Here is a 24658-nt window from a genome sequence, read left to right as displayed (position 1 = left end):
CGACCATGACGCTGCGCAAACGCCTGGTACTGCTGATCTACTTTCTATTCCTGCTGGTGCCGATCTACTGGCTGCTGAACATGTCGTTCAAGAGCAACACCGAGATTCTCGGTGGGCTCAGCCTGTGGCCACAGAGTTTCACCCTGGACAACTACCGGGTGATTTTCACTGACCGCAGCTGGTACGAGGGTTACCTCAACTCGCTGTACTACGTCAGCCTCAACACCCTGATCTCGCTCAGCGTGGCGCTGCCGGCGGCTTATGCCTTCTCGCGCTATCGCTTTCTCGGCGACAAGCACCTGTTCTTCTGGCTGCTGACCAATCGCATGGCGCCGCCGGCGGTGTTCCTGCTGCCGTTCTTCCAGCTCTATTCGTCCATCGGCCTGTTCGACACCCATATCGCCGTGGCGCTGGCGCACTGCCTGTTCAACGTGCCGCTGGCGGTGTGGATTCTCGAGGGCTTCATGTCCAGCGTGCCCAAGGAAATCGACGAGACGGCCTATATCGACGGCTACAGTTTCCCGACATTCTTCGTGAAGATCTTCATTCCGCTGATCCGCTCCGGCATCGGCGTCACCGCCTTCTTCTGCTTCATGTTCTCCTGGGTCGAGTTGCTGCTGGCGCGCACCCTGACCTCGGTGGACGCCAAGCCGATCGCGGCGGTGATGACACGTACCGTGTCCGCCTCGGGCATCGACTGGGGCGTGCTGGCTGCTGCCGGGGTACTGACCATCCTTCCGGGGATGCTGGTGATCTGGTTCGTTCGCAACCATGTGGCCAAGGGCTTCGCCCTCGGTCGCGTGTAAGGGAGGTTCGTCATGAGTTGGATGGCCTGGACTCTACCGACCGCGCTGTTCTTCGGCGGCATTGCCGTACTGCTGGCCGGCATGACGCTGGTCGAGCTGCGCTGGCCGTGCGTCGAGCGCAAGGGGTTTCTGCCGATCACCACCACCCGGGGTGATCGGTTGTTCATCGGTCTGCTCGGCAGCGCCTACCTGCATCTGCTGGTGATAGGCGTGACCGACTGGAGCGTGTGGATAGCGTCGCTGCTATCACTGTTGTGGTTGTGCGCAGTCATGCGCTGGGGCTGAGCCGGGCTGCCGCCGGTATGCCTCTCCCCAAATCCTGAGATGGAGGTCTCTATGTTCGACAATAACAACAAGACCCGACATAGCATGGCGTTGGCCGCCCTGCTGGCGTTGTCCGGTTTGAGCGGTGCGGCCTGGGCGGATGCCTATGAAGAGGCCGCGAAGAAATGGATCAATGATGAGTTCAATCCCTCGACCCTGACGCCCGAACAGCAACTCGAAGAGCTGAAATGGTTCATCAAGGCCGCCGAGCCGTTTCGCGGCATGGACATCAGCGTGGTGTCGGAAACCATCACCACCCACGAATACGAGTCCAAGGTGCTGGCCAAGGCGTTCAGCGAGATCACCGGGATCAAGCTGCGCCACGATCTGCTGCAGGAAGGCGACGTTGTCGAGAAACTGCAGACGCAGATGCAGTCGGACAAGAACATCTACGACGGCTGGGTCAACGACTCCGACCTGATCGGCACCCATGCGCGTTACGGCAAGGCCGTGGCGATCAGTGACATGATCGAGGGCGAGGCCAAGGACTTCACCTCGCCGACCCTGGATCTCGAAGACTTCATCGGCATTTCCTTCACCACCGGGCCGGACAAGAAAATCTACCAACTGCCCGACCAGCAATTCGCCAACCTCTACTGGTTCCGTGCCGACTGGTTCGAGCGCCCGGAGCTCAAGGCCAAGTTCAAGGAAATCTACGGCTACGAGCTGGGCGTGCCGGTCAACTGGTCGGCCTATGAGGACATCGCCGAGTTCTTCTCGGTGCATGTCAAGGAAATCGACGGTCAGCGCGTCTACGGCCACATGGACTACGGCAAGAAAGACCCGTCGCTGGGCTGGCGCTTCACCGATGCCTGGTTCTCCATGGCCGGCGGCGGCGACAAGGGCCTGCCCAACGGTCTGCCGGTGGACGAGTGGGGCATTCGTGTCGACGGTTGTCGTCCGGTGGGTTCCAGCGTTGCCCGTGGCGGCGACACCAATGGCCCGGCGGCGGTATTCGCCACGCAGAAATACGTCGACTGGATGCGCCAGTACGCGCCGCCGGAAGCGCAGGGCATGACCTTCTCCGAAGCCGGGCCGGTGCCGGCGCAGGGCGCAATCGCCCAGCAGATCTTCTGGTACACCGCCTTCACCGCCGACATGACCAAGCCCGGCCTGCCGGTGGTCAACGAAGACGGCACGCCGAAGTGGCGCATGGCGCCGTCGCCCAAGGGACCGTACTGGGAAGAGGGCATGAAGCTGGGCTATCAGGACACCGGCTCCTGGACCTTCCTCAAGTCCACCCCGGAGAAACAGCGCCTGGCCGCCTGGCTCTACGCGCAGTTCGTCACCTCCAAGACCGTGTCGCTGAAGAAGACCCTGGTCGGCCTGACGCCGATTCGTGAGTCGGACATCAACTCGCAGGCCATGACCGACGTGGCGCCCAAGCTCGGTGGTCTGGTGGAGTTCTACCGCAGCCCGGCGCGCGTGCAATGGACGCCGACCGGCACCAACGTGCCGGATTATCCGCGTCTGGCTCAGCTCTGGTGGCAATTCATCGCCGAAGCGGCCAGTGGTGACAAGACGCCGCAACAGGCGCTCGATGGCCTGGCTGCGGCGCAGGACACCATGCTCGGTCGTCTGGAGCGCTCGGGTGTGCTGGGTGAGTGCGGGCCGAAACTGAACGAGCCGCGCGATCCGCAGTACTGGTTCGACCAGCCCGGTGCGCCGAAGCCCAAGCTGGCCAACGAGAAACCCAAAGGCGAAACCATCGCCTATGACGAGTTGCTCAAGTCCTGGGAACAGTCGCGTAACTGAATCTCAGGGGCGCAGTGGCTGAAGCCCTTCGGCGAGGGGGCTTCCTTCCCTGTGGGAGCGGCTTCAGCCGCGATAAAAAACGGCACCCTAGGGTGCCGTTTTTCATTCAGCCGTACCGCTTATTTATGCAGATGCTCGGCCGCGTGCAGGGTGTTTTCCAGGAGGCCGGCGCGGGTCATCGGGCCAACGCCGCCTGGAACCGGGGTGATCCAGCCGGCGCGGGGCAGGGCGGCATCAAAGGTCACGTCGCCGACCAGCTTGCCGTCTGCCTGACGGTTGATGCCGACGTCGATGACGATGGCGCCTGGCTTGATCCACTCACCTTTTACCAGCCCAGGCTTGCCGGCTGCGACCACGACGATATCGGCCTGGCCGACGTGGCCGGCCAGGTCCTTGGTAAAGCGGTGGGTGACGGTGACGGTGCAACCGGCCAGCAGCAGCTCCATGGCCATGGGCCGACCGACGATATTGGAGGCGCCCACTACCACGGCATGCATGCCGTACAGATCGGCACCGGTGCTTTCCAGCAGGGTCATGATGCCCTTCGGTGTGCACGGGCGCAGCAGCGGCATGCGCTGCGCCAGACGGCCGATGTTGTAGGGGTGGAAGCCATCGACATCCTTGTCCGGGCGAATGCGTTCGAGCAGCAGGGACGAGTCCAGGTTCTCCGGCAGCGGCAGTTGCACCAGGATGCCGTCGATGGCCGGGTCTTCGTTGAGTTCGTCGATCAGCGCGAGCAAGTCGGCCTGGCTGGTCTCTGCCGGCAGATCATAGGCGCGGGAAACAAAGCCGACCTCTTCGCAATCCTTGCGTTTATGTGACACATAGACCTGGGAGGCGGGATCGGTGCCGACCAGGATCACGGCCAGGCCTGGCGCACGAAGGCCTTGCTGGCGGCGTTCGGCGACACGTTGGGCAATCTGCTGGCGGAGGCTGGCGGCGATCGCCTTGCCGTCGATCAGTTGTGCGGTCATTGCGCTGGTTAACCATTAATAAGGATGAAAAAAGGACGCGCATTCTCGCATGGGCGCTCACTTGGGCAAAGGCGCCTGCCGTCGTTTTCGCGTAACTCCTTTAAATCGCTGAATTTTTTTGAAAATTTCTGTTGACGAGGTGGGGAGCCGTCTATAACATTCGCCCCGCTTCTCAGGAACAGCCACTCGCTGGGTGAGGCGGCAAGAGCCAAGCCCTGGTGGTGAGGTTGGAGCCAAAAGCTTGTAAGTCTGCGCTAGCGGATGGATAAGTGCCCGTAGCTCAGCTGGATAGAGCATCCGCCTTCTAAGCGGATGGTCGCAGGTTCGAGTCCTGCCGGGTGCGCCATTTGGCGGTCAGGCAAATCGAGTAAGCAAATGCAATATGGTGGGCGTAGCTCAGTTGGTAGAGCACAGGATTGTGGCTCCTGGTGTCGTGGGTTCGATTCCCATCGTCCACCCCATATTCCAAAGCGCCAGGCCAAAAGCCTGGCGTTTTTGTTTTAAGCTGCAAAGCCACGCGGACGTGGTGGAATTGGTAGACACACCAGATTTAGGTTCTGGCGCCGCAAGGTGTGAGAGTTCGAGTCTCTCCGTCCGCACCATCTTTATATAGCCCCTCCCGACTGCCGCCTGCTTCTAGGGTGACTTCTGCACATTGACCCTCTAGAATGCTTGGCCTTGATTCGGGGCCGGTTCGAGCCGGCTTATGTCTGTGCAACGAGGAATATCCATGCAAGTTTCTGTTGAAAGCACTTCTGCTCTTGAGCGCCGCATGACTGTCGGCGTACCCGTCGAGCGCATCGAGACCGAAGTCAACAAGCGTCTGCAGCAGACTGCCCGTCGTGCCAAGGTTCCTGGCTTCCGTCCTGGCAAGGTGCCGATGAGCGTGATCCGTCAGCGCTACGAAGATACCGCTCGTCAGGAAGCGCTGGGCGACCTGATCCAGGCTACCTTCTATGAAGCCGTGGTCGAGCAGAAGCTGAACCCGGCCGGTGCTCCGGCTGTAGAGCCCAAGTCCTTCGAGAAGGGCAAGGATCTGGAATACGTCGCTACCTTCGAAGTATTCCCCGAGTTTCAGGTTTCCGGTTTCGATTCCATTGCCATCGAGCGCCTGGAAGCCGATGTGGCTGACAGCGACGTCGACAACATGCTCGACATCCTGCGCAAGCAGAACACCCGCTTCGAAGCTGTTGAGCGCGCTGCCGAGAATGGCGATCAGCTGAACATCGATTTCGTCGGCAAGATCGACGGCGAAGCCTTCGCTGGCGGTAGCGCCAAGGGCACCCAGCTGGTGCTGGGCTCCGGCCGCATGATCCCGGGCTTCGAAGATGCCCTGGTTGGTGCCAAGGCCGGTGAAGAGCGCGTGATCAATCCGACCTTCCCCGAGGATTACCAGAACCTCGATCTGGCCGGCAAGACCGCCGAGTTCACCGTTACCGTGAACAGCGTTTCCGCCCCGCAACTGCCTGAGCTGAATGACGAGTTCTTCGCCCTGTTCGGTATCAAGGAAGGTGGTCTGGAAGGTTTCCGCGCCGAAGTTCGCAAGAACATGGAGCGCGAACTGCGTCAGGCCATCAAGTCCAAGGTCAAGAACCAGGTAATGGACGGCCTGTTGGCTGCCAACCCGGTCGAAGTGCCGAAGGCGCTGATCGGCAACGAAGTGAACCGTCTGCGCGTGCAGGCCGTTCAGCAGTTCGGTGGCAACATCAAGCCAGACCAGCTGCCGGCCGAGCTGTTCGAAGAGCAAGCCAAGCGCCGTGTGGTGCTGGGCCTGATCGTTGCCGAAGTGGTCAAGCAGTTCGATCTCAAGCCTGACGAAGCCCGCGTACGCGAGCTGATCGAAGAGATGGCCTCGGCTTACCAGGAGCCTGAGCAGGTCGTTGCCTGGTACTACAAGAACGACCAGCAGATGAACGAAGTGCGTTCGGTTGTACTGGAAGAGCAAGTTGTAGATACTGTTCTGCAGAAGGCCAACGTGACCGATAAAGCGGTTTCCTACGAAGACGCAGTCAAGCCGGCGGAAGCTCCTAAAGCCGACTGATCTGGTAACCTCGTTCGAGTACACCACCATAAGCCAGCCTCCGTGCTGGCTTATGTGTATTTGAGACATGACTATTAGGGAGTGAGCGCAAGACATGTCCCGCAATCCTTTTATGCAAAACATGCCTGAAATCCAGGCCGCTGGCGGCCTGGTGCCGATGGTCATCGAGCAATCCGCTCGTGGCGAGCGTGCCTATGACATCTATTCGCGTCTGCTCAAGGAGCGCGTGATCTTTCTGGTTGGCCCGGTCGAGGACTACATGGCCAACCTGATCTGCGCCCAGCTGCTGTTTCTGGAAGCAGAGAATCCGGACAAGGACATTCATCTGTACATCAACTCGCCGGGTGGCTCGGTGACTGCCGGCATGGCGATCTACGACACCATGCAGTTCATCAAGGCGGACGTGTCCACTACCTGCATCGGTCAGGCCTGCAGCATGGGTGCATTCCTGCTGGCTGGTGGCGCCAAGGGCAAGCGTTTCTGCCTGCCGAACTCGCGCGTGATGATTCACCAGCCGCTGGGCGGCTTCCAGGGGCAGGCCTCGGACATCGAGATTCACGCCAAGGAAATCCTCTTTATTCGTGAGCGCTTGAACGAGCTGCTGGCACACCACACCGGTCAGAGCCTGGAAGTCATCGAGCGCGATACCAACCGCGACAACTTCATGAGCGCTTCGCGCGCCGTGGAGTACGGTCTCGTCGATGCCGTGCACGAAAAGCGTCAAATGCCGGTCTAGATAAGGTATTGGTTGCGGGCATCCTTCACTGACGCGAGCCGCGCCCTTGAAAATGCCCGCATTTGCCTTCATCTTGTGTTTCAAGCCTACCGTATTGGATTGATCGAATGACTGATACCCGTAACGGTGAGGACAACGGCAAACTGCTTTATTGCTCCTTCTGCGGCAAAAGCCAGCATGAAGTGCGCAAGTTGATCGCCGGTCCTTCCGTCTTCATCTGCGACGAATGCGTCGACCTGTGCAATGACATCATCCGCGAGGAGGTGCAGGAAGCACAGGCTGAGAGCAGCGCGCACAAACTTCCGGCACCCAAGGAAATCAGCGGCATCCTCGATCAGTACGTGATCGGTCAGGAGCGCGCGAAGAAAGTGCTGTCGGTAGCTGTATACAACCACTACAAGCGTCTTAATCAGCGTGACAAGAAAGATGATGTCGAGCTGGGCAAGAGCAACATTCTACTGATCGGTCCGACCGGTTCGGGTAAGACGCTGCTGGCCGAAACGCTCGCACGCCTGCTCAACGTACCGTTCACCATCGCTGACGCCACCACCCTGACCGAAGCCGGTTATGTCGGTGAGGACGTCGAGAACATCATTCAGAAGCTGCTGCAGAAGTGCGATTACGATGTCGAGAAGGCCCAGATGGGCATCGTCTACATCGACGAAATCGACAAGATTTCGCGCAAGTCCGACAACCCGTCGATCACTCGTGACGTGTCGGGCGAGGGCGTGCAGCAGGCGCTGCTCAAGCTGATCGAGGGCACCGTTGCTTCGGTTCCGCCGCAAGGCGGGCGCAAGCATCCGCAGCAGGAATTTCTGCAGGTCGATACGCGCAACATCCTGTTCATCTGTGGCGGTGCGTTCGCCGGCCTGGAGAAAGTCATTCAGGCCCGCTCCACCCGAGGCGGTATCGGTTTCGGTGCAGAAGTGCGCAGCAAGCAGGAAGGCAAGAAAATCGGCGAATCTCTGCGTGAGGTCGAGCCGGACGATCTGGTCAAATTCGGCCTGATTCCCGAGTTCGTCGGTCGTCTGCCGGTGATCGCGACGCTGGAGGAGCTGGACGAGGCTGCTCTGGTGCAGATTCTCACCGAGCCGAAGAACGCGTTGACCAAGCAGTACGCCAAGCTGTTCGAGATGGAAGGCGTGGACCTGGAATTCCGTTCCGATGCGCTGAAATCCGTTGCGCAGAAGGCGCTGGAGCGCAAGACCGGTGCTCGTGGCCTGCGTTCGATTCTCGAGGGCATTCTGCTCGACACCATGTACGAGATCCCGTCCCAGCAGGACGTGAGCAAGGTGGTGATCGACGAGAGCGTCATCGAGGGTTCGTCCAAGCCGCTGCTGATCTACGAGAACAGCGAACCGCCGGCGAAGGCCGCGCCAGACGCCTGACAGCAGTTACACGATGCAAAGAAGGGGCCCCTCGGGCCCCTTCGCTTTTGTGGACATTGCGCTTGTTTTTTACGGGAGCTACCCCCATCTTAAAAGCCAAGGGTAATCCCGCCTGTTTACGGCCTCATGGCCGCCGCTGAGCCGAAATCATGAAGACAGCCATCGAATTGCCTCTCCTGCCATTGCGCGATGTAGTGGTCTATCCGCACATGGTCATCCCGCTTTTCGTCGGGCGTGAGAAATCCATCGAGGCCCTCGAGGCTGCGATGACGGGCGACAAGCAGATCCTGCTGGTGGCCCAGAAGAACCCGGCCGTCGATGATCCGGATGATCAGGATCTGTATCGCGTTGGCACCGTTGCCACCGTCCTGCAGTTGCTCAAGCTGCCCGACGGCACCGTCAAGGTGCTGGTCGAAGGTGAGCAGCGCGGCTCGATCGAGCGTTTCATCGAGCTCGATGATCATTGCCGTGCCGAAGTGCAACTGATCGAGGAGGGCGAAACTGCCGAGCGCGAATCGGAAGTCTTCACCCGCAGTCTGCTCAGCCAGTTCGAGCAGTACGTGCAGCTGGGCAAGAAGGTTCCGGCCGAAGTCCTGTCTTCGCTCAACAGCATCGATGAGCCCAGCCGCCTGGTCGACACCATGGCCGCGCACATGGCGCTGAAGATCGAGCAGAAGCAGGAAATCCTCGAAATCACCTCGCTGTCCGCTCGGGTCGAGCATGTACTGGCCCTGCTGGATGCCGAGATCGACCTGCTGCAGGTCGAGAAGCGTATTCGTGGCCGCGTGAAGAAACAGATGGAGCGCAGCCAGCGTGAGTACTACCTGAATGAGCAGATGAAGGCCATTCAGAAGGAGCTGGGCGATATCGATGAAGGCCATAGCGAGCTCGACGAACTGCGCAAGCGCATCGATAACGCGGGTCTGACCAAGGAAGCCCTGACCAAGGCCAATGCCGAGCTGAACAAGCTCAAGCAGATGTCGCCGATGTCCGCTGAAGCCACGGTGGTGCGCTCCTACATCGATTGGCTGGTGAATGTACCGTGGAAGGCCGAGAGCAAGGTTCGTCTGGATCTGGCGCGTGCCGAGACCATTCTCGATGCCGATCACTACGGTCTGGAGGAGGTCAAGGAGCGCATCCTCGAGTATCTCGCCGTGCAGAAGCGGGTGAAGAAGCTCAAGGGGCCGGTGCTGTGCCTGGTCGGCCCGCCCGGCGTGGGCAAGACCTCGCTGGCCGAGTCCATCGCCACTGCCACCAATCGCAAATTCGTGCGCATGGCGCTCGGTGGCGTGCGTGACGAGGCCGAGATTCGTGGTCACCGCCGCACCTACATCGGCTCGATGCCGGGTCGTCTGATTCAGAAGATGACCAAGGTCGGCGTGCGCAACCCGCTGTTTTTGCTCGACGAGATCGACAAGATGGGGCAGGACATGCGCGGTGATCCTGCCTCGGCGCTGCTCGAAGTGCTCGACCCTGAGCAGAACCACAATTTCAACGATCACTATCTGGAGGTCGACTATGACCTGTCGGATGTGATGTTCCTCTGTACCGCCAACTCGATGAACATCCCCGGCCCGCTGCTGGATCGGATGGAGGTCATTCGCCTGCCGGGTTACACCGAGGACGAGAAGGTCAACATCGCCATCAAGTACCTGGCGCCCAAGCAGATTCAGGCCAATGGCCTGAAGAAGGGCGAGCTGGAGCTGGATGAGTCGGCTATTCGCGACATCATTCGCTACTACACGCGTGAGGCTGGCGTGCGCAGTCTGGAGCGGCAAATCGCCAAGGTCTGCCGCAAGGTGGTCAAGGAACATGTGCGCGAGAAGCGTTTTCAGGTCACCGTCAGCGCCGATTCCCTGGAGCACTTCCTGGGGGTGCGCAAGCATCGCTATGGTCTCGCCGAACAGCAGGATCAGATCGGTCAGGTGACCGGTCTGGCCTGGACGCAGGTGGGTGGTGAGCTGCTCACCATCGAGACGGCTGTGGTGCCTGGCAAGGGCAATCTGATCAAGACCGGCTCGCTGGGTGATGTCATGGCAGAGTCGATGACGGCAGCCATGACGGTGGTTCGCAGTCGCGCGAAAAGCCTGGGGATCCCGGCTGATTTCAACGAGAAGCGCGACGTTCACATCCATATGCCGGAAGGTGCCACGCCCAAGGACGGCCCGAGCGCAGGCATTGGTTTGTGCACGGCACTGGTATCGGCATTGACCCAGATTCCCGTGCGAGCGGACGTGGCCATGACCGGAGAAATCACCCTGCGTGGCCAGGTGCTGGCCATCGGTGGCCTCAAGGAAAAACTTCTGGCAGCTCATCGGGGTGGGATCAAGACGGTGATCATTCCCGAGGAGAATGTGCGTGATCTGAAGGAAATTCCGGAAAATATTAAGCAAGACCTGCAGATTAAACCGGTTAAATGGATTGACGAGGTCCTGCAAATTGCGCTGCAATACGCCCCGGAGCCCTTGCCCGATGCGGCTCCGGAGATGGTTGCAACGGATGACAAGCGCGAGTCTGATTCCAAGGAGCGAATTAGCACGCATTAGCCGGAGGGCTTCCTTGACACAATTTTTGAGCCCTTGTTATAAAGCGGCTTTTATTGTGTCGGCAGGCCATCCAGCACCCGCTTTGCTTACACTAAAAATCAAGAAACAAACTCAACAGAAATAAGGGGACTTAGAGTGAACAAGTCGGAACTGATCGATGCCATCGCTGCATCTGCTGATATCCCGAAAGCTGTTGCTGGCCGCGCGCTGGATGCAGTGATTGAATCCGTCACTGGCGCTCTGAAGGCTGGTGACTCCGTTGTGCTGGTTGGCTTCGGCACCTTCGCTGTGAAAGAGCGTGCTGCACGCACTGGTCGCAACCCGCAGACCGGCAAGCCGATCAGCATCGCTGCTGCCAAGATCCCAGGCTTCAAAGCTGGCAAGGCTCTGAAAGACGCCGTCAACTAAGCGTCTTCTGGGTTTGCCTCGCCGTCCAGGCTCAGTCTGGCGGCTGTCAAGGGGCAGCGCAGGTAGTCCTAGACTCTTCTGCTCTGACCGCTTGACGCGTTACGAGAAGGCGCATCCAAGGATGCGCCTTTCTTCTATCTGGACATTACCCACACTGCGCGGCTGGTGACTCTGTACAGTCGTTCTGGGGGAAGCATGCTGCAAAACATCAGGGACAATTCACGCGGTTGGATTGCCAAAATCATCATCGGCCTCATTGTGATGCTGATGGCGTTTACCGGTTTCGAAGCCATCGTCACGGGGACCAGCAATCGCAACAATGCGGCCGACGTGAACGGTGACACCATTACCCTCAACGAGCTCAACCAGGCCGTTGAAATGCAGCGTCGTCAACTGCTGCAGCAACTGGGTCGCGATTTCGATGCCTCGCTGCTCGATGACAACCTGCTGCGTGAGGCTTCGCTCAAGGGCCTGATCGAGCGCAGGCTGCTGCTGCAAGCAGCCGATGACGCTCATTTCGCCTTCTCGCAGGGATCGCTGGACCAGGTGATTCTGCAAACTCCCGAATTTCAGGTAGATGGCCGCTTCGATGCCGCGCGCTTCGATCAGGTCATTCGCCAGATGGGTTACACCCGCCTGCAGTTCCGCCAGATGCTGGAAGAGGAAATGCTGATCGGACAACTGCGTGCCGGTCTCGGTGCCAGTAGCTTCGTCACCGAGCAGGAGGCGCGTGCCTTCGCCAATCTCGAGCGGCAGACCCGCGACTTCGCTAGCCTCACCATCAAGGCCGATAGTGCTGCGATCGAGTTGAGCGATAGCGACGTCAACGCCTATTACGACGAGCACGCCAGCGAGTTCATGAGCCCTGAGCAGGTCGTGCTGGAGTACGTCGAGCTGGAGAAGGACAGCTTCTTCGATCAGGTCGAAGTCAGCGATGACGACCTGCAGCCGCTGTACGAGAGCGAGATCGCCAACCTGGCTGAGCAGCGTCAGGCTGCGCACATCCTTATCGAGGGCGATGACCAGGCCGCGCGTACCAAGATCGAAGAGATCAAGGCGCGTGTGGACGCTGGCGAAGATTTCGCTGCTCTGGCCAAGGAGTTCTCGCAGGACCCAGGTTCGGCTGCCGACGGTGGTGATCTGGGTTACGCCGGTCCTGGCGTTTACGATCCGGCTTTCGAGGAGGCGCTCTATGCGCTGCAGCAGGGGCAGGTTTCCGATCCCGTGCAGAGCGAGTTCGGCTGGCACCTGATCAAGCTGCTAGGTGTTCAGGCTCCAGACGTACCCAGCTTCGACAGCCTCAAGGACAAGCTGGCGCGTGACTTCAAGGCGCAGCAGGTCGAGCAGCGCTTCGTCGAGGCGACCAAGCAGTTGGAGGACGCCGCATTCGAAGCATCGGATCTGGCTCAGCCGGCCCAGGAGCTGGGGCTTGAGGTCAAGACCAGCGAAGCCTTCGGTCGTGAAGGTGGCGCCACTGGCATCACTGCCAACCGTCAGGTGCTGCAGGCTGCATTCAGCCCAGAGGTTCTGGAAGACGGTACCAACAGCTCGACCATCGAGCTGGATCCGAGCACCGTGGTCGTCGTGCGCGTCAAGGAACACAAGAAGCCTGAGCAACTGCCCCTGGAACAGGTTGCTGAAAGCATTCGTGCCCATCTGCAGCAGGAACGTGCCAGTGCTGCTGCCAAGGCCGAGGGTGAGAAGCAATTGGCTGCCGCCCAGGCCGGTGAGCAGGCTGCTGCTGACTGGCAGGTTCAGGAAGCGGCCACTCGCAGTCAGGATGGCGTCGAGCCGAAGGTGCTGCAGGCGCTGTTCCGCATGCCCAAGCCCGCCAAGGCGGGTGAGCCGACCTTCGCCGGTGTGACGTTGAACAATGGTGACTACGTGGTGCTGCGCCTCGATGGCGTGAATGTGCCGGAAGAGGCGCTGGCTGACGAAGAAATCGCCATGTACCGCAACTTCCTGGCGTCGCGTGCCGGTCAGCAGGACTTCGCCGCACTGCGCAAGCAGCTGGAAGCCCAGGCTGATGTCGAGCGCTTCTGAGTAAAGTCGCTCAGGTCCCTTCTAGGGGGGCTTGAGCAGGCAATAAAAAACCCGCACGTCGTGCGGGTTTTTTATTGCCTGACAGGACGCCGCTGGCGGCATCGAGTCGCGCCCGGCACCAGGGCCGGGCGCTAACCTGTCAGTCTTCCATGGCGCCCATGGCGGTGGTGTTGAAGCCGCCGTCGACGTACATGATTTCACCGCTGATGCCCGAAGCCAGATCGGAGCAGAGGAAAGCGCCGGCATTGCCGACTTCCTCGATGGTAACGTTGCGGCGCAGCGGAGTCTGCTTCTCGTTGGCGGCCAGCATCTTGCGGAAGCTGGCGATGCCGCTGGCCGCCAGGGTGCGGATCGGGCCGGCGGAGATGGCGTTGACGCGGGTGCCTTCCGGACCGAGGCTGCCGGCCAGGTAGCGTACGCCGGCCTCCAGGCTGGCCTTGGCCATGCCCATGACGTTGTAGTTGGGCATGGTGCGCTCGGCGCCCAGGTAGGAGAGGGTGAGCAGGCTGCCGTTGCGGCCTTTCATCATCTCGCGACCGGCCTTGGCCAGGGCAACGAAGCTGTAGGCGCTGATGTCGTGGGCGATCTTGAAGCCTTCACGGGTGGTGACGTCGGTGAAGTCGCCGTTGAGCTGATCGCCCGGAGCGAAGCCGACCGAGTGTACGATGCAGTCCAGGCCATCCCATTTCTTGCTCAGCGCTTCGAACACTGAAGCGATTTCCTCGTCGCTGGCCACATCGCAAGGGAAGCACAGGTCGGCGCTGGAGCCCCAGCCGGCAGCGAAGTCTTCTACGCGGCCCTTGAGCTTCTCGTTCTGGTAGGTGAAGGCCAGCTCGGCACCTTCGCGGTGCATGGCGGCGGCGATGCCCGAGGCGATGGACAGTTTGCTGGCAACGCCAACGATGAGTACGCGCTTACCGGTTAGAAAACCCATTGTGCTATTCCTCTTCCTGTTTCAAGGATCAGTGAGCCGTTGCCGGGGCCAGAAAAGCGGCTTCCAGCAATTGCTGCGTATAAGGGTGTTGCGGTGCATTGAAGATCGACTCGGCAGACCCCTGTTCGACCACCTGGCCCTGCTTGACCACCATCAACTGGTGGCTCAGCGCTCTGACTACCGCCAGGTCATGGCTGATAAACAGATAGGTCAGGTTGTACTTGGCCTGCAAGCCGCGCAACAACTCCACCACCTGACGCTGCACCGTGCGGTCGAGCGCCGAAGTGGGCTCGTCGAGCAGGATCAGCGCCGGTTTCAACACCAGTGCCCGGGCAATGGCAATCCGCTGCCGTTGCCCGCCAGAAAACTCGTGGGGGTAGCGATGCCGCGTCTGCGGGTCCAGCCCTACCTCCAAAAGCGCGTCGATGATGGCTTGTTCCTGCTCCGCCTCGTTGCCCATGCCGTGAATGCGCAGACCCTCACCGACGATCTGGCTCACCGACATGCGTGGGCTCAGGCTGCCGAAGGGGTCCTGAAACACCACCTGCATCTGCCTGCGCAGCGGGCGTACTTCCTGCTGACTCAGGCCCTGCAACTGCTGACCCTGAAAGCGGATATCACCGCGACTGCCGAGCAGCCGCAGAATGGCCATGCCCAGTGTGGATTTGCCGGAACCACTTTCACCGACGATGCCCAGGGTCTGACCCTGGGGCAGGCTGAAGTTGATACCGTCCACCGCTTTGACATGATCCACCGTCCGGCGCAGCAGGCCCTTTTTGATCGGGAACCACACGCGCAGGTCGTCCACTTCCAGCAGCGGCTGGCCCGCAGGGTTGGCCGCAGGGTCGCCGCTGGGCTCGGCACCGAGCAGTTCCTGGGTGTAGGGATGCTGCGGAGCCTGGAACAATTCTTCACACGACGCCTGTTCGACGATGCGACCGCGTTGCATGACACATACGCGGTGGGCAATTCTGCGAACCAGGTTGAGGTCGTGGCTGATCAGCAGCAGCGACATGCCCAGGCGCGCCTGCAGATCCTTGAGCAATTCGAGGATCTTCAGCTGTACGGTGACGTCCAGGGCGGTGGTCGGCTCGTCGGCGATCAGCAGTTGAGGTTCATTGGCCAGGGCCATGGCGATCATCACGCGCTGCCGTTGGCCGCCTGAGAGTTCGTGGGGGTAGGCCTTCAGGCGCTTCTTCGGTTCCGGGATGCCGACCAGCTCCAGCAGTTCCAGGGTACGCGCGCTGGCGGCCTTGCCGCGCAGGCCCTTGTGCAGGGCAAGCACCTCGTTGATCTGCTTCTCGATGCAGTGCAGCGGGTTGAGCGAGGTCATCGGCTCCTGAAAGACCATGGCGATGCGGTTGCCGCGAATGCCGCGCAGGCGGCCTTCGCTGAGCTTGAGCAGGTCTTCACCGGCGTACTCGATGCTGCCGTGTGGATGGCGCGCGAGCGGGTAGGGCAGCAGGCGCAGGATCGAGTGCGCGGTGACCGACTTGCCCGAGCCACTTTCACCGACCAGGGCCAGGGTCTCGCCTTTGTGAATGTCGAAGCTGACGTTCTCGACCACGCGCTGGCACTGCTCGCCCGTGACGAACTCGACGGCCAGGTCGCGTACTTGCAGCAGGGTTTCGTTCTGGCTCATGTCATTTCCTCGGGTCGAAGGCATCGCGGGCAGCTTCACCGATGAATACCAGCAGGCTCAGCATGATCGCCAATACGGCGAAGGCGCTGATACCCAGCCAGGGTGCCTGCAGGTTGCTCTTGCCCTGAGCGACCAGTTCACCCAGCGATGGCGCGCCAGGGGGCAGGCCGAAACCGAGGAAGTCCAGAGCCGTCAGGGTGCCGATCGCGCCAGTGAGGATGAAGGGCATGAAGGTCATGGTCGAGACCATGGCGTTGGGCAGGATATGGCGGAACATGATGGCGCCATTCTCCATGCCCAGCGCCCGCGCCGCGCGCACGTACTCGAGATTGCGCCCACGCAGGAACTCGGCGCGCACCACGTCGACCAGGCTCATCCAGGAGAACAGCAGCATGATGCCCAGCAACCACCAGAAATTGGGCTGCACGAAGCTGGCCAGGATGATCAGCAGATAGAGCACCGGCAGACCTGACCAGATTTCCAGAAAGCGTTGACCGATCAGGTCGACCCAGCCGCCATAGAAGCCCTGCAGCGCGCCGGCGATCACACCGATCACCGAGCTGGCCAGGGTCAGGATCAGGGCGAACAGCACCGAGATGCGAAAGCCGTAGATCACCCGTGCCAGTACGTCACGGCCCTGATCGTCGGTGCCCAGCCAATTCTGCGCCGAGGGTGGTGCAGGTGCCGGTACTTCCAGGTCGTAGTTGATGCTCGAATAGCTGAATGGGATGGGCGGCCAGATCATCCAGCCGTCCTTTTCCGCTATCAGGTCCTGAATGTAGGGGCTCTTGTAGTTGGCCTGCAGCGGGAATTCGCCGCCGAACACGGTTTCCGGGTAGCGCTTGAGCACCGGAAAATACCACTGCCCGTCGTAACGCACGGCCAGCGGCTTGTCGTTGGCGATCAGTTCGGCACCGAGGCTCAGGCCAAACAGGATGAGAAACAGCCACAGCGACCACCAGCCACGCTTGTGCGCCTTGAAACGGTCGAAGCGGCGTCGATTGAGAGGGGAAAGTTTCATGCTCAACCCTCCCGGCTTTCGAAGTCGATACGCGGATCGACCAGGGTGTAGGTGATGTCACCGATCAGTTTCACGATCAGCCCCAGCAAGGTGAAGATGAACAGGGTGCCGAACACCACCGGATAGTCGCGGTTGATCGCCGCTTCGAAGCTCATCAGGCCCAGGCCGTCGAGGGAGAAGATCACCTCGATCAGCAGCGAGCCGGTGAAGAAGATGCCGATGAAGGCGGCGGGGAAGCCGGCGATGATCAGCAGCATGGCGTTACGGAATACGTGGCCGTAGAGCACGCGATGGTTGGTCAGGCCCTTGGCGCGGGCGGTCACCACGTACTGTTTGTTGATCTCGTCGAGAAAGCTGTTCTTGGTCAGCAGGGTCAGGGTGGCGAAGTTACCGATGACCAGGGCCGTAACCGGCAGCACCAGGTGCCAGAGATAGTCGAGAATCTTGCCGCCGAGGCTCAGTTGCTCGAAGCTGTTCGACGTCAGGCCGCGCAGCGGGAACCAGTCCCAGTAGCTGCCGCCGGCAAACAGCACGATCAGCAGGATGGCAAAGAGGAACGCCGGGATGGCGTAGCCGACGATGATAGCCGAACTGGTCCAGACGTCGAAGGCGCTGCCGTGGCGGGTGGCCTTGGCGATCCCCAGGGGGATGGAGACCAGATACATGATCAAGGTACTCCAGAGCCCGAGCGAGATCGACACTGGCATCTTTTCGATGATCAGGTCGATGACCTGGGCGTCGCGAAAGAAGCTGGAGCCGAAATCCAGCTGGGCGTAGTTCTTCAGCATGATCCAGAAACGTTCCGGCGCCGGCTTGTCGAAGCCGTACATCTTTTCGATCTCGGCGATCAGCTGCGGATCGAGGCCCTGGGCGCCGCGATAGTTGGAGCCGGCCACCGACACTTCGGCGCCGCCACCGCCGATGCGCCCGGTGGCGCCGCCAGCGGCCGCATCGAAACCCTCCAGCTTGGCGATCATCTGTTCGACCGGGCCGCCGGGCGCGGCCTGAATGATGATGAAGTTGATGAGCAGAATGCCGAACAGGGTCGGGATGATCAGCAGCAGGCGGCGAAAGATATAGGCCAGCATGTTATTGCTCCGCCTGTTCTGCGGCTTGCTGCGGGGCCTCGCTCGGCTGCTCCAGGTGCGGGCGGACCCACCAGGTGTGCAGACCGATGTCGTAGAGCGGCGTCACCTTCGGGTGCTCGAAGCGGTTCCAGTAGGCGACGCGCCAGGTCTTGATGTGCCAGTTGGGGATCACGTAATAGCCCCACAGCAGCACGCGATCGAGGGCGCGGGTGTGGGCGATCAGGTTCTGCCGGGAGTCGGCGTTGATCAGCCCCTCGACGATCTGGTCGATGGCCGGGTCCTTGAGGCCGATGAAGTTGCGGCTGCCGGGATTGTCGGCGCTGGAGGAGTGCCAGTATTCGCGTTGCTCGTTGCCCGGCGAGTTGGACTGGCCGAAGCCGCTGACGATCATGTCGAAATCACGTGAGCGCAGGCGGTTGACGTACTGCGAAACGTCGACGCGGCGAATCACCAGATCCATGCCGAGATCGGCCAGGTTGCGCTTGAATGGCAGCAGCACGCGCTCGAACTCGGTTTGCGCGAGGAGGAACTCGAAGCTGACCGGCTGACCATTGGCATCGAGCATGCGATCGCCTTCGATACGCCAGCCGGCCTGCTGCAGCAACTGGTAGGCGCGGCGCTGTTGCTCGCGAATGATGCCGCTGCCGTCGGTGGTCGGTACGCGGAACTCTTCGCTGAAGACCTCGGCCGGAATCTTGCCGCGTAGCGGCTCGAGAATCGCCAGCTCGTCTTCGCCAGGCAGGCCCTGTGAGCCCAGTTCGGAATTGTCGAAGTAGCTGCTGGTGCGGAAATAGGCGCCGTTGAACAGGCGCTTGTTGGCCCATTCGAAGTCGTACAGCAGGCCCAGGGCCTCACGCACGCGGCGATCCTGGAACTGCGGTCGACGGGTGTTGAAGATGAAGCCCTGCATTCCGGTAGGGTTGCGGTTCTGGATTTCTTCCTTGATCAGCTGGCCATTGGCAACCGCCGGAGTGTTGTAGGCCGTGGCCCAGTTCTTCGCGCTGGTTTCCAGCCAGTAGTCGAACTGGCCGGCCTTGAGCGCCTCCAGGGCCACGGTGTTGTCGCGGTAGTAGTCGATCTGGATAGCGTCGAAGTTGTAGAAGCCGCGACTGACGGGCAGATCCCTGGCCCACCAGTCGCCGACCCGTTCGTAGCGGATGCTGCGGCCGGCCTGGACGCGGCCGACCTTGTACGGGCCGCTGCCCAGCGGTACGTCAAGGTTGCCCTTGCTGAAGTCGCGCTCGGTCCACCAGTGCTTGGGTAGCACCGGCAGTTGGCCGACGATCAGCGGCAGCTCGCGGTTGCCGGCGTGCTTGAACACGAAGCGCACGCTGTGCGGTGATTCCACTTCCACCTGCTCGACATCGGCGTAGTAGCCGCGGTACATCGGCGCGCCTTTTTCCATCAGCGTATCGAAGGTGAACTTGACGTCTTCGGCGGTGATCGGCGTGCCGTCGTGGAAGCGGGCTTCCTTGCGCAGGAGAAAACGCACCCAGGCGTTGTCGGGTGCCTTCTCGATCTTTTCCGCCACCAGTCCGTAGGCGGTGAAGGGCTCGTCCATGCTCTGCACGGTAAGAGTGTCGTAGATCAGGCTGATCTGGTCGGCAGCCACGCCCTTGCTGATGAAGGGGTTGAGGCTGTCGAAGCCGCCGAAACCCGCTTCGCGAAAGGTGCCGCCCTTGGGGGCATCGGGGTTGGTGTATTCGAAATGCGTGAAGTCGGCGGGGTATTTGGGCGGCTCGTCGTAGAGGGTGACGGCGTGTTTGGGGGCGGCGAAGGCAAGGCCAGCGAGGCCGAGCAGAATGAGGCTGCTACCCTGGAGCAGGAAACTGCGCAGCGGGTGGGTCATCGAGCGTTCTCCGTGGGCTTCAGCCACCAGGTGCGCAGGCCCAGCGTGTAGGGCGGCGTGGTGACGAAGGCGAACCGGTTGCGGTACGCCAGGCGGTGATAATTGATGTACCAGTTGGGAATGCTGTAGTGCTGCCAGAGCAGGACCCGATCCAGGGCCCGCGTGGCGGCGATCTGTTCGTCTCGAGTCTGCGCCGAAAGCAGCTTGTCGATCATCGCGTCGACCACCGGATCGTTGACGCCTGCATAATTCTTGCCGCCCTTGATGTTCACCTGGCTGGAATGGAAGTACAGCGATTGTTCCAGGCCAGGGCTGAGGGTTTGCGGCAGGGTCAGCAGAATCATGTCGTAGTCGAACTGATCAAGGCGTTGCTTGTACTGGGCACGGTCAACGGTACGCAGGTTGGCGCGTATGCCGATACTGGCGAGGTTGGCAGTGTAGGGCTGGAGGATGCGTTCGAGGCTGGGGTTGACCAGCATGATCTCGAACTCGAGGCGTTGACCGCGAGCATTACGCAGCTCCTGGCCGGCAGGCTTCCAGCCGGCATCGGCCAATAGACCGAGGGCGCGGCGCAAGGTTTCCCGGGGGATGCCACGGCCGTCGGTTTCCGGTTGTGTCGGGGCTTCGGTGAACAGGCGTGCGGGCAGCTTGTCGCGATGCGGTGAGAGCAACAGCCACTCCGCGCCCTCGGGCTTGCCGGTGGCCGAGAATTCGCTGTTGGGGTAGTAACTGGCGGCGCGTACGTAGGCATTGTTGAACAGCGCGCGATTGGTCCACTCGAAATCGAACATCAGCCCCAGTGCCTCGCGCACCCGGCGGTCGCTGAACAGGTCGCGGCGCGTGTTCATGAACAGCGCCTGGGTCTGGGTCGGGATCTGGTGCGGTATCTCGGCGCGAATCACATCGCCACGGGTCACGGCCGGAAAGCGATAACCGTTGCCCCAGTTCTTGGCCTGGTTCTCGATGTAGAAGTCGAACTCACCGGCCTTGAAGGCTTCGAAGGCGACATGGTTATCGCGGTAGAACTCCACTTCGATGCGGTCGAAGTTGTACTTGCCGCGATTGACCGGCAGATCCTTGCCCCACCAGTCCTTCACCCGCTCGAAAACCAGGCGCCGGCCGGGCTCGACCTGAACGATGCGGTATGGCCCGCTGCCCAGTGGTGCATCGAAGGTGGTGCTCTTGAAGTCGCGGTCTTTCCAGTAGTGCTGCGGCAGCACTGGCAGTTCACCCAGGCGCAGGATCAGCAGCGGGTTGCCGGCGCGCTTGAAGACGAAGCGGATGCGGTGGCGGCCCAGGATGTCGACGCGCTTCACTTCCTGCAGGTTGGTACGGTACTGCGGGTGGCCGTCATTGCGCAGCAGGCGATAGGAGAAGGCTACGTCGTAGGCGGTGATCGGCTTGCCGTCGTGAAAGCGCGCTTCTGGCCGCAGGTTGAACACCACCCAGCTGCGGTCCTCGCTGTACTCGACGCTTTGCGCGATCAGGCCATAACTGGAGGCGGGCTCATCCCCCGAGGGGTCGTAAGCGCCAGTGCCAGCCATCAAGGGTTCGTTCAGCTCGTTGGCGCCGTACTGCAGGAAATGCGCCGTGCTGATCGGGCTGCTGCCCTTGAAGGTATAGGGGTTGAGCGTATCGAATGTGCCGGACGCCATGATGCGCAACGTGCCACCTTTGGGCGCATCGGGGTTGACCCAGTCAAAATGACTGAAGCTGGCAGGATACTTGAGTGTCCCGAACTGGGCGTAGCCGTGGCTCTCGCTGATAGTCGCAGAGGCGGGAAAGCTCAAGGCCAGGCTGAGGAACAGCAGTAGGAGGGGACGCATCGGGCGTGAGATCCGATCCATGGCGGCGTTTGGGCTTCTGGGTCGGTACAGTAACAGCTTGTATGGACAGGAAAAAGAGTGCAGCGGTGGGCGGGCGCTTGCGACGCGATGGCATACACTTCAGGGACACACCATGAGGGTACGAATTTGTCGGAACGAAGCCATGGTTTGCAGTCATGGATCGATCGCCTGAACCAAGCCGAACTGCCCGCGCTGGCTGCCGTGGTGCAGGATCTGCAACGCCTTGCGCAGCAGGATTCTGCTTCCGTACAGCAACTGGCCGATGTGTTGCTGCGTGATGCAGCGCTGACCAGCAAGGTGCTGCGGGTCGGCAACAGCGTCTACTACAACCCTTCCCAGGAAACCATAAAGACCATCTCGCGAGCCATCGTACTGATCGGCTTCGACAATGTGCGCCTGATCAGCCTTTCTGTGAGCCTGATAGACGGGCTGCTTACCCGCGCGCCGCGCGAGCAGTTGCAGACCTTGCTCGCGCGTTCGTTCCATGCTGCGGTGCAGGCGCGCAACCTGGCCGGCTATGTCATTTCCGGGCACACCGAAGAGGTGTTCATCGCTGCGCTGCTCCATCACCTGGGCGAGCTGGCGTTCTGGGGCTGCGGCGGAGCGCAGGCTGACGAGCTGGCCGATGCCCTCGAGCGCCCCGGGGTCGATGTCGATGAGGCGGTGCGCGAGGTGCTCGGCGCCAGCTTCCGTCAACTTACCCAGGCGTTGCTGAAAAGCTGGAACCTGGGCGAGACCGCCATCCTCGCCCAGACAGGTGCCAGCCAGCACGATCCGGCCGCCTACGCCGTGCAGTTGGGCGTGCGTATCAGCGAGGCGGCGCTGGATGGCTGGGACTGTGCGGAAATGGAGGGCGTACTGGGCAAGGTGGCGGCGTTTATCGAGCTGACCCCGGAGGAAACCTTGCAGCAGGTGCTGGCCAGTGCTGATGAAGCGGTCAAGGTCGCCTCGACCTTCGGTGCCAGCAAGTTGTGCCGCCTCATTCCCAATACCGATCCCGAGCAGATTCGCCAGCAGCAGGAAGAGCGTCGTGCGCGTTTGCTGCAGCCGGATCTGCTGGTGCTGCAGCAGGCATTGCAGGACCTCGGCCTGATGGTCAATGCCAGAGCCGATGTCGGGCTGGTGCTCGACACCTTGCTCAAGGGCTTGCATCGAGGTGCTGGCCTGGAGCGGGTGATGCTCACGGTTCTGGCCGATGGGCAAAGCCGCTTTCGCGCCAAGCGGGTCGTCGGTGAAAAGACTCAGCAATGGCTGGAGGACTTCGTGCTGCCGGCCGAGCAGGCGGAGCAGCCGCATATCTTCAGTTATGCGTTGCGCCATCGTGAGGCGATCTGGATGGGCGTGCCCGCCAGCTACAACCTGGCCGAGCTGGTGACCCAGCCGATTCGGCGCAGTCTTGGTGCTGGCATGTTTTTCATCGCGCCGATCATCGCCGGTACGCGGGAGATCGGCGTGTTATACGCCGACAGCAGACTGTCCGGCCGGGCGCTGCGACATGAGCAGTTCGTGGCGTTTCAGCGCTTCACTCAACTGGCGGGGCGTTGCCTGGAGGCGATCAGCAAACGCTGATCACGGCAGGTAGAGGGTCAGCATCTGCCCGGGGCGCAACGTGCTGCTGCGCGGGTTCCAGGCTTGCAGGTGCTTGAGGTTGATCTTGAAGCGCTTGGCAATCACGTACAGCGAGTCGCCATGCTGGACGCGGTAGTAGGTGGCCTTGTCCCGTGAGCTGGAACTGTTGCGCGTCGTGCTGGCAACCTGTGGGGCGCTGTCAGCGGCAGCCAGGTTGAGCACCTGGCCGACTTTCAGCTGATTGCCTTGCAGCTTGTTCCAGCGCTTCAGATCATGCACGGCAACCTGGTTGGCGCGAGCGATCTGCCACAGGCTGTCGCCGTTCTTCACCCGATAGGTTGTGCCGGCCGGGTTCTGCGCGGTGTTGCGCTGTTGATACAGCGGCTCGCTGGGTTGCGCGCCTGGTTTGCCGGGAATGGTCAGCACCTGGCCGATGCTCAGGTTGTTACTGCTCAGGCGGTTGACGTCCTTGAGCATGCTCACAGACAGGTGATGACGGTTGGCGATGGCGTGCAGGCTATCGCCGGAGCGCACGGTGTAGCGCTGCCAGTCGACCATTTCCTGCGGTTTCATCAAGGCCAGGTTGGCGCTGAGCATCTCGGCCTTCTCGGTCGGTACCAGCAGATGTTGCGGGCCGTCGAGGGTAATGCCGTGCTTGTAGGCGGGGTTGAGCTGCAGCAGCTCCTGTTCATCGAGGTCGGCCAGTTTGGCGACGCGGGCCAGATCCATGTGCTGCTTGATCGCGATCTGTTCGAAGTAGGGTTCGTTGGCGATTGGCGAAAGGGTAACGCTGTAGGCTTCCGGCGTCAGGATCACCTGTGACAGCGCCAGTAGCTTGGGCACGTAGTCCTCGGTTTCCTTGGGCAGCGGCAGGTTCCAGTAGTCGCTGGGCAGGCCGAGCTTTTCGTTACGCTCGATGGCACGACTGATGCGACCTTCGCCAGCGTTGTAGGCTGCCAGGGCGAGCAACCAGTCGCCGTTGAACATTTCGTGCAGGCGGCTCAGGTAGTTGAGCGCGGCTTCGGTCGAGGCGGTGACGTCGCGGCGGCCGTCGTACCAGTTGGTCTGGCGCAGGTTGTAGTAGCGGCCGGTCGACGGAATGAATTGCCAGAGACCGACCGCGTGCGCCGATGAGTAGGCCTGTGGGTCGTAAGCACTTTCGATCACCGGCAACAGCGCCAGCTCCATCGGCATGTCACGTTCGGCCAGGCGCTCGACGATATAGTGGATATAAGGCGCGCTGCGCTCGCTGACGGTATTAACGTGTTTCGGGTTGCTGGCGTACCACAGGCGCACGCGTTCGATGCGCGGGTTGATGCCGATTTCATCCTGCAGCTTGAAACCGTCGCGCACGCGCTCCCAGATGTCGGCGTATTCGCGAGGTTTGACTTCGTTGCTACTTGGCCACTCGGCCTCACGCTCCAGGCCAATGGCGCGAGAAGTATCGGTAGAGTGATCCGGGGTGTCACTGGGCAGGCTCTGACAGCCGGCCAGGATCATGCTGCACATCACCGCGAGCGCTCGGGAGCTTCGCGCCAATGCCTTTATATTCAATGGCTTGCGTGATGTTAAAGGCATTGGGTGAGGTGTATGTCCCGGCGGAAAGATCGGGCGATTCTAGGAATCGAGCCGGGGGTGGTCAAGTTTTCGCCAGCCTTGATCTGGTCTTTTGCGGGCCTGTCGACCT

18 protein-coding genes and 3 tRNA genes are annotated in these 24658 nt (G+C 61.1%); 13 read left to right on the top strand and 8 right to left on the bottom strand.

What is annotated here, in order from left to right; translation table 11 throughout:
* Window positions 1–5 precede the first annotated feature (5 nt).
* From ACN0X6_RS05815 to ACN0X6_RS05805, 3 genes are read left to right on the top strand one after another with little or no spacing between them, the layout of a single operon-like run.
* Window positions 6–806 carry a carbohydrate ABC transporter permease gene (locus ACN0X6_RS05815; protein WP_160017905.1) on the top strand — a complete coding sequence of 267 codons (801 nt, stop codon included), beginning with the start codon at window positions 6–8 and terminating at the stop codon, window positions 804–806.
* A gap of 12 nt (window positions 807–818) precedes the next feature.
* Window positions 819–1091, top strand: a complete 273-nt coding sequence (locus ACN0X6_RS05810) for a DUF2160 domain-containing protein (RefSeq protein WP_003239937.1) — start codon at window positions 819–821, stop codon at window positions 1089–1091.
* A 51-nt stretch (window positions 1092–1142) separates the two neighbouring features.
* Window positions 1143–2885 carry an ABC transporter substrate-binding protein gene (locus tag ACN0X6_RS05805; protein WP_417702687.1) on the top strand — a complete coding sequence of 581 codons (1743 nt, stop codon included), beginning with the start codon at window positions 1143–1145 and terminating at the stop codon, window positions 2883–2885.
* A 119-nt stretch (window positions 2886–3004) separates the two neighbouring features.
* Here ACN0X6_RS05805 and folD read toward each other — a convergent pair whose 3' ends face one another.
* Window positions 3005–3859 carry a bifunctional methylenetetrahydrofolate dehydrogenase/methenyltetrahydrofolate cyclohydrolase FolD gene (folD, locus tag ACN0X6_RS05800; RefSeq protein ID WP_417702686.1) on the bottom strand — a complete coding sequence of 285 codons (855 nt, stop codon included), beginning with the start codon at window positions 3857–3859 and terminating at the stop codon, window positions 3005–3007.
* Between the two features lie 269 nt (window positions 3860–4128).
* Between folD and ACN0X6_RS05795 the strand changes: the two genes are divergently transcribed.
* The 9 genes from ACN0X6_RS05795 (at window position 4129) to ACN0X6_RS05755 (ending at window position 13021) form a co-directional block, all read left to right on the top strand.
* Window positions 4129–4205: transfer RNA gene (locus ACN0X6_RS05795), tRNA-Arg, on the top strand.
* Window positions 4206–4244: 39 nt separating this feature from the next.
* Window positions 4245–4320 (top strand) — tRNA-His (locus ACN0X6_RS05790).
* Between the two features lie 56 nt (window positions 4321–4376).
* Window positions 4377–4461, top strand: a tRNA-Leu gene (locus ACN0X6_RS05785).
* 128 nt (window positions 4462–4589) lie between these two features.
* Window positions 4590–5900, top strand: coding sequence for a trigger factor (gene tig / locus ACN0X6_RS05780; protein ID WP_417702685.1), 1311 nt, complete (start codon window positions 4590–4592; stop codon window positions 5898–5900).
* A 94-nt stretch (window positions 5901–5994) separates the two neighbouring features.
* Window positions 5995–6636, top strand: coding sequence for an ATP-dependent Clp endopeptidase proteolytic subunit ClpP (gene clpP / locus ACN0X6_RS05775; protein WP_160017909.1), 642 nt, complete (start codon window positions 5995–5997; stop codon window positions 6634–6636).
* A gap of 107 nt (window positions 6637–6743) precedes the next feature.
* Complete coding sequence (gene clpX / locus ACN0X6_RS05770) at window positions 6744–8024, top strand: ATP-dependent Clp protease ATP-binding subunit ClpX (RefSeq protein ID WP_017676722.1); 1281 nt, start codon at window positions 6744–6746, stop codon at window positions 8022–8024.
* 149 nt (window positions 8025–8173) lie between these two features.
* A complete protein-coding gene (gene lon, locus ACN0X6_RS05765; protein ID WP_417702684.1) occupies window positions 8174–10570 on the top strand; it encodes an endopeptidase La in 2397 nt (798 codons plus the stop codon).
* A gap of 135 nt (window positions 10571–10705) precedes the next feature.
* A complete protein-coding gene (gene hupB, locus ACN0X6_RS05760; RefSeq protein WP_003239952.1) occupies window positions 10706–10978 on the top strand; it encodes a nucleoid-associated protein HU-beta in 273 nt (90 codons plus the stop codon).
* A gap of 195 nt (window positions 10979–11173) precedes the next feature.
* The gene (locus ACN0X6_RS05755; RefSeq protein WP_417702683.1) at window positions 11174–13021 is read left to right on the top strand and encodes a SurA N-terminal domain-containing protein; all 1848 of its coding nucleotides are present in this window, start codon (window positions 11174–11176) and stop codon (window positions 13019–13021) included.
* Between the two features lie 139 nt (window positions 13022–13160).
* Here ACN0X6_RS05755 and fabI read toward each other — a convergent pair whose 3' ends face one another.
* From fabI to ACN0X6_RS05725, 6 genes are read right to left on the bottom strand one after another with little or no spacing between them, the layout of a single operon-like run.
* A complete protein-coding gene (gene fabI, locus ACN0X6_RS05750; protein WP_074678102.1) occupies window positions 13161–13955 on the bottom strand; it encodes an enoyl-ACP reductase FabI in 795 nt (264 codons plus the stop codon).
* Window positions 13956–13983: 28 nt separating this feature from the next.
* Window positions 13984–15597 (bottom strand): ABC transporter ATP-binding protein, encoded by a 1614-nt coding sequence (locus tag ACN0X6_RS05745; protein ID WP_417702682.1) that lies wholly within the window; start codon window positions 15595–15597, stop codon window positions 13984–13986.
* A gap of 1 nt (window position 15598) precedes the next feature.
* Window positions 15599–16618: an ABC transporter permease gene (locus ACN0X6_RS05740; protein ID WP_092375695.1), complete on the bottom strand. Its 1020-nt coding sequence runs from the start codon at window positions 16616–16618 to the stop codon at window positions 15599–15601.
* Between the two features lie 2 nt (window positions 16619–16620).
* Complete coding sequence (locus tag ACN0X6_RS05735; RefSeq protein WP_417702681.1) at window positions 16621–17706, bottom strand: microcin C ABC transporter permease YejB; 1086 nt, start codon at window positions 17704–17706, stop codon at window positions 16621–16623.
* Between the two features lies 1 nt (window position 17707).
* Window positions 17708–19555 carry an extracellular solute-binding protein gene (locus tag ACN0X6_RS05730; protein ID WP_417702680.1) on the bottom strand — a complete coding sequence of 616 codons (1848 nt, stop codon included), beginning with the start codon at window positions 19553–19555 and terminating at the stop codon, window positions 17708–17710.
* Window positions 19552–21381 carry an extracellular solute-binding protein gene (locus ACN0X6_RS05725; RefSeq protein WP_417702679.1) on the bottom strand — a complete coding sequence of 610 codons (1830 nt, stop codon included), beginning with the start codon at window positions 21379–21381 and terminating at the stop codon, window positions 19552–19554. Before ACN0X6_RS05725 ends, ACN0X6_RS05730 begins: the two co-directional genes overlap by 4 nt.
* Window positions 21382–21528: 147 nt before the next feature.
* Between ACN0X6_RS05725 and ACN0X6_RS05720 the strand changes: the two genes are divergently transcribed.
* Window positions 21529–22971 (top strand): HDOD domain-containing protein, encoded by a 1443-nt coding sequence (locus tag ACN0X6_RS05720; RefSeq protein WP_417702678.1) that lies wholly within the window; start codon window positions 21529–21531, stop codon window positions 22969–22971.
* Here the strand turns inward: ACN0X6_RS05720 and ACN0X6_RS05715 are convergent, their stop codons facing one another.
* Window positions 22972–24549 carry a LysM peptidoglycan-binding domain-containing protein gene (locus ACN0X6_RS05715; RefSeq protein ID WP_417702677.1) on the bottom strand — a complete coding sequence of 526 codons (1578 nt, stop codon included), beginning with the start codon at window positions 24547–24549 and terminating at the stop codon, window positions 22972–22974. It abuts the gene before it with no gap.
* Between the last annotated feature and the right edge of the window lie 109 nt (window positions 24550–24658).

This window comes from Pseudomonas sp., assembly GCF_048269965.1.
GTDB lineage: Bacteria > Pseudomonadota > Gammaproteobacteria > Pseudomonadales > Pseudomonadaceae > Aquipseudomonas.
This window is presented reverse-complemented; position numbering and strand designations above follow the sequence as displayed.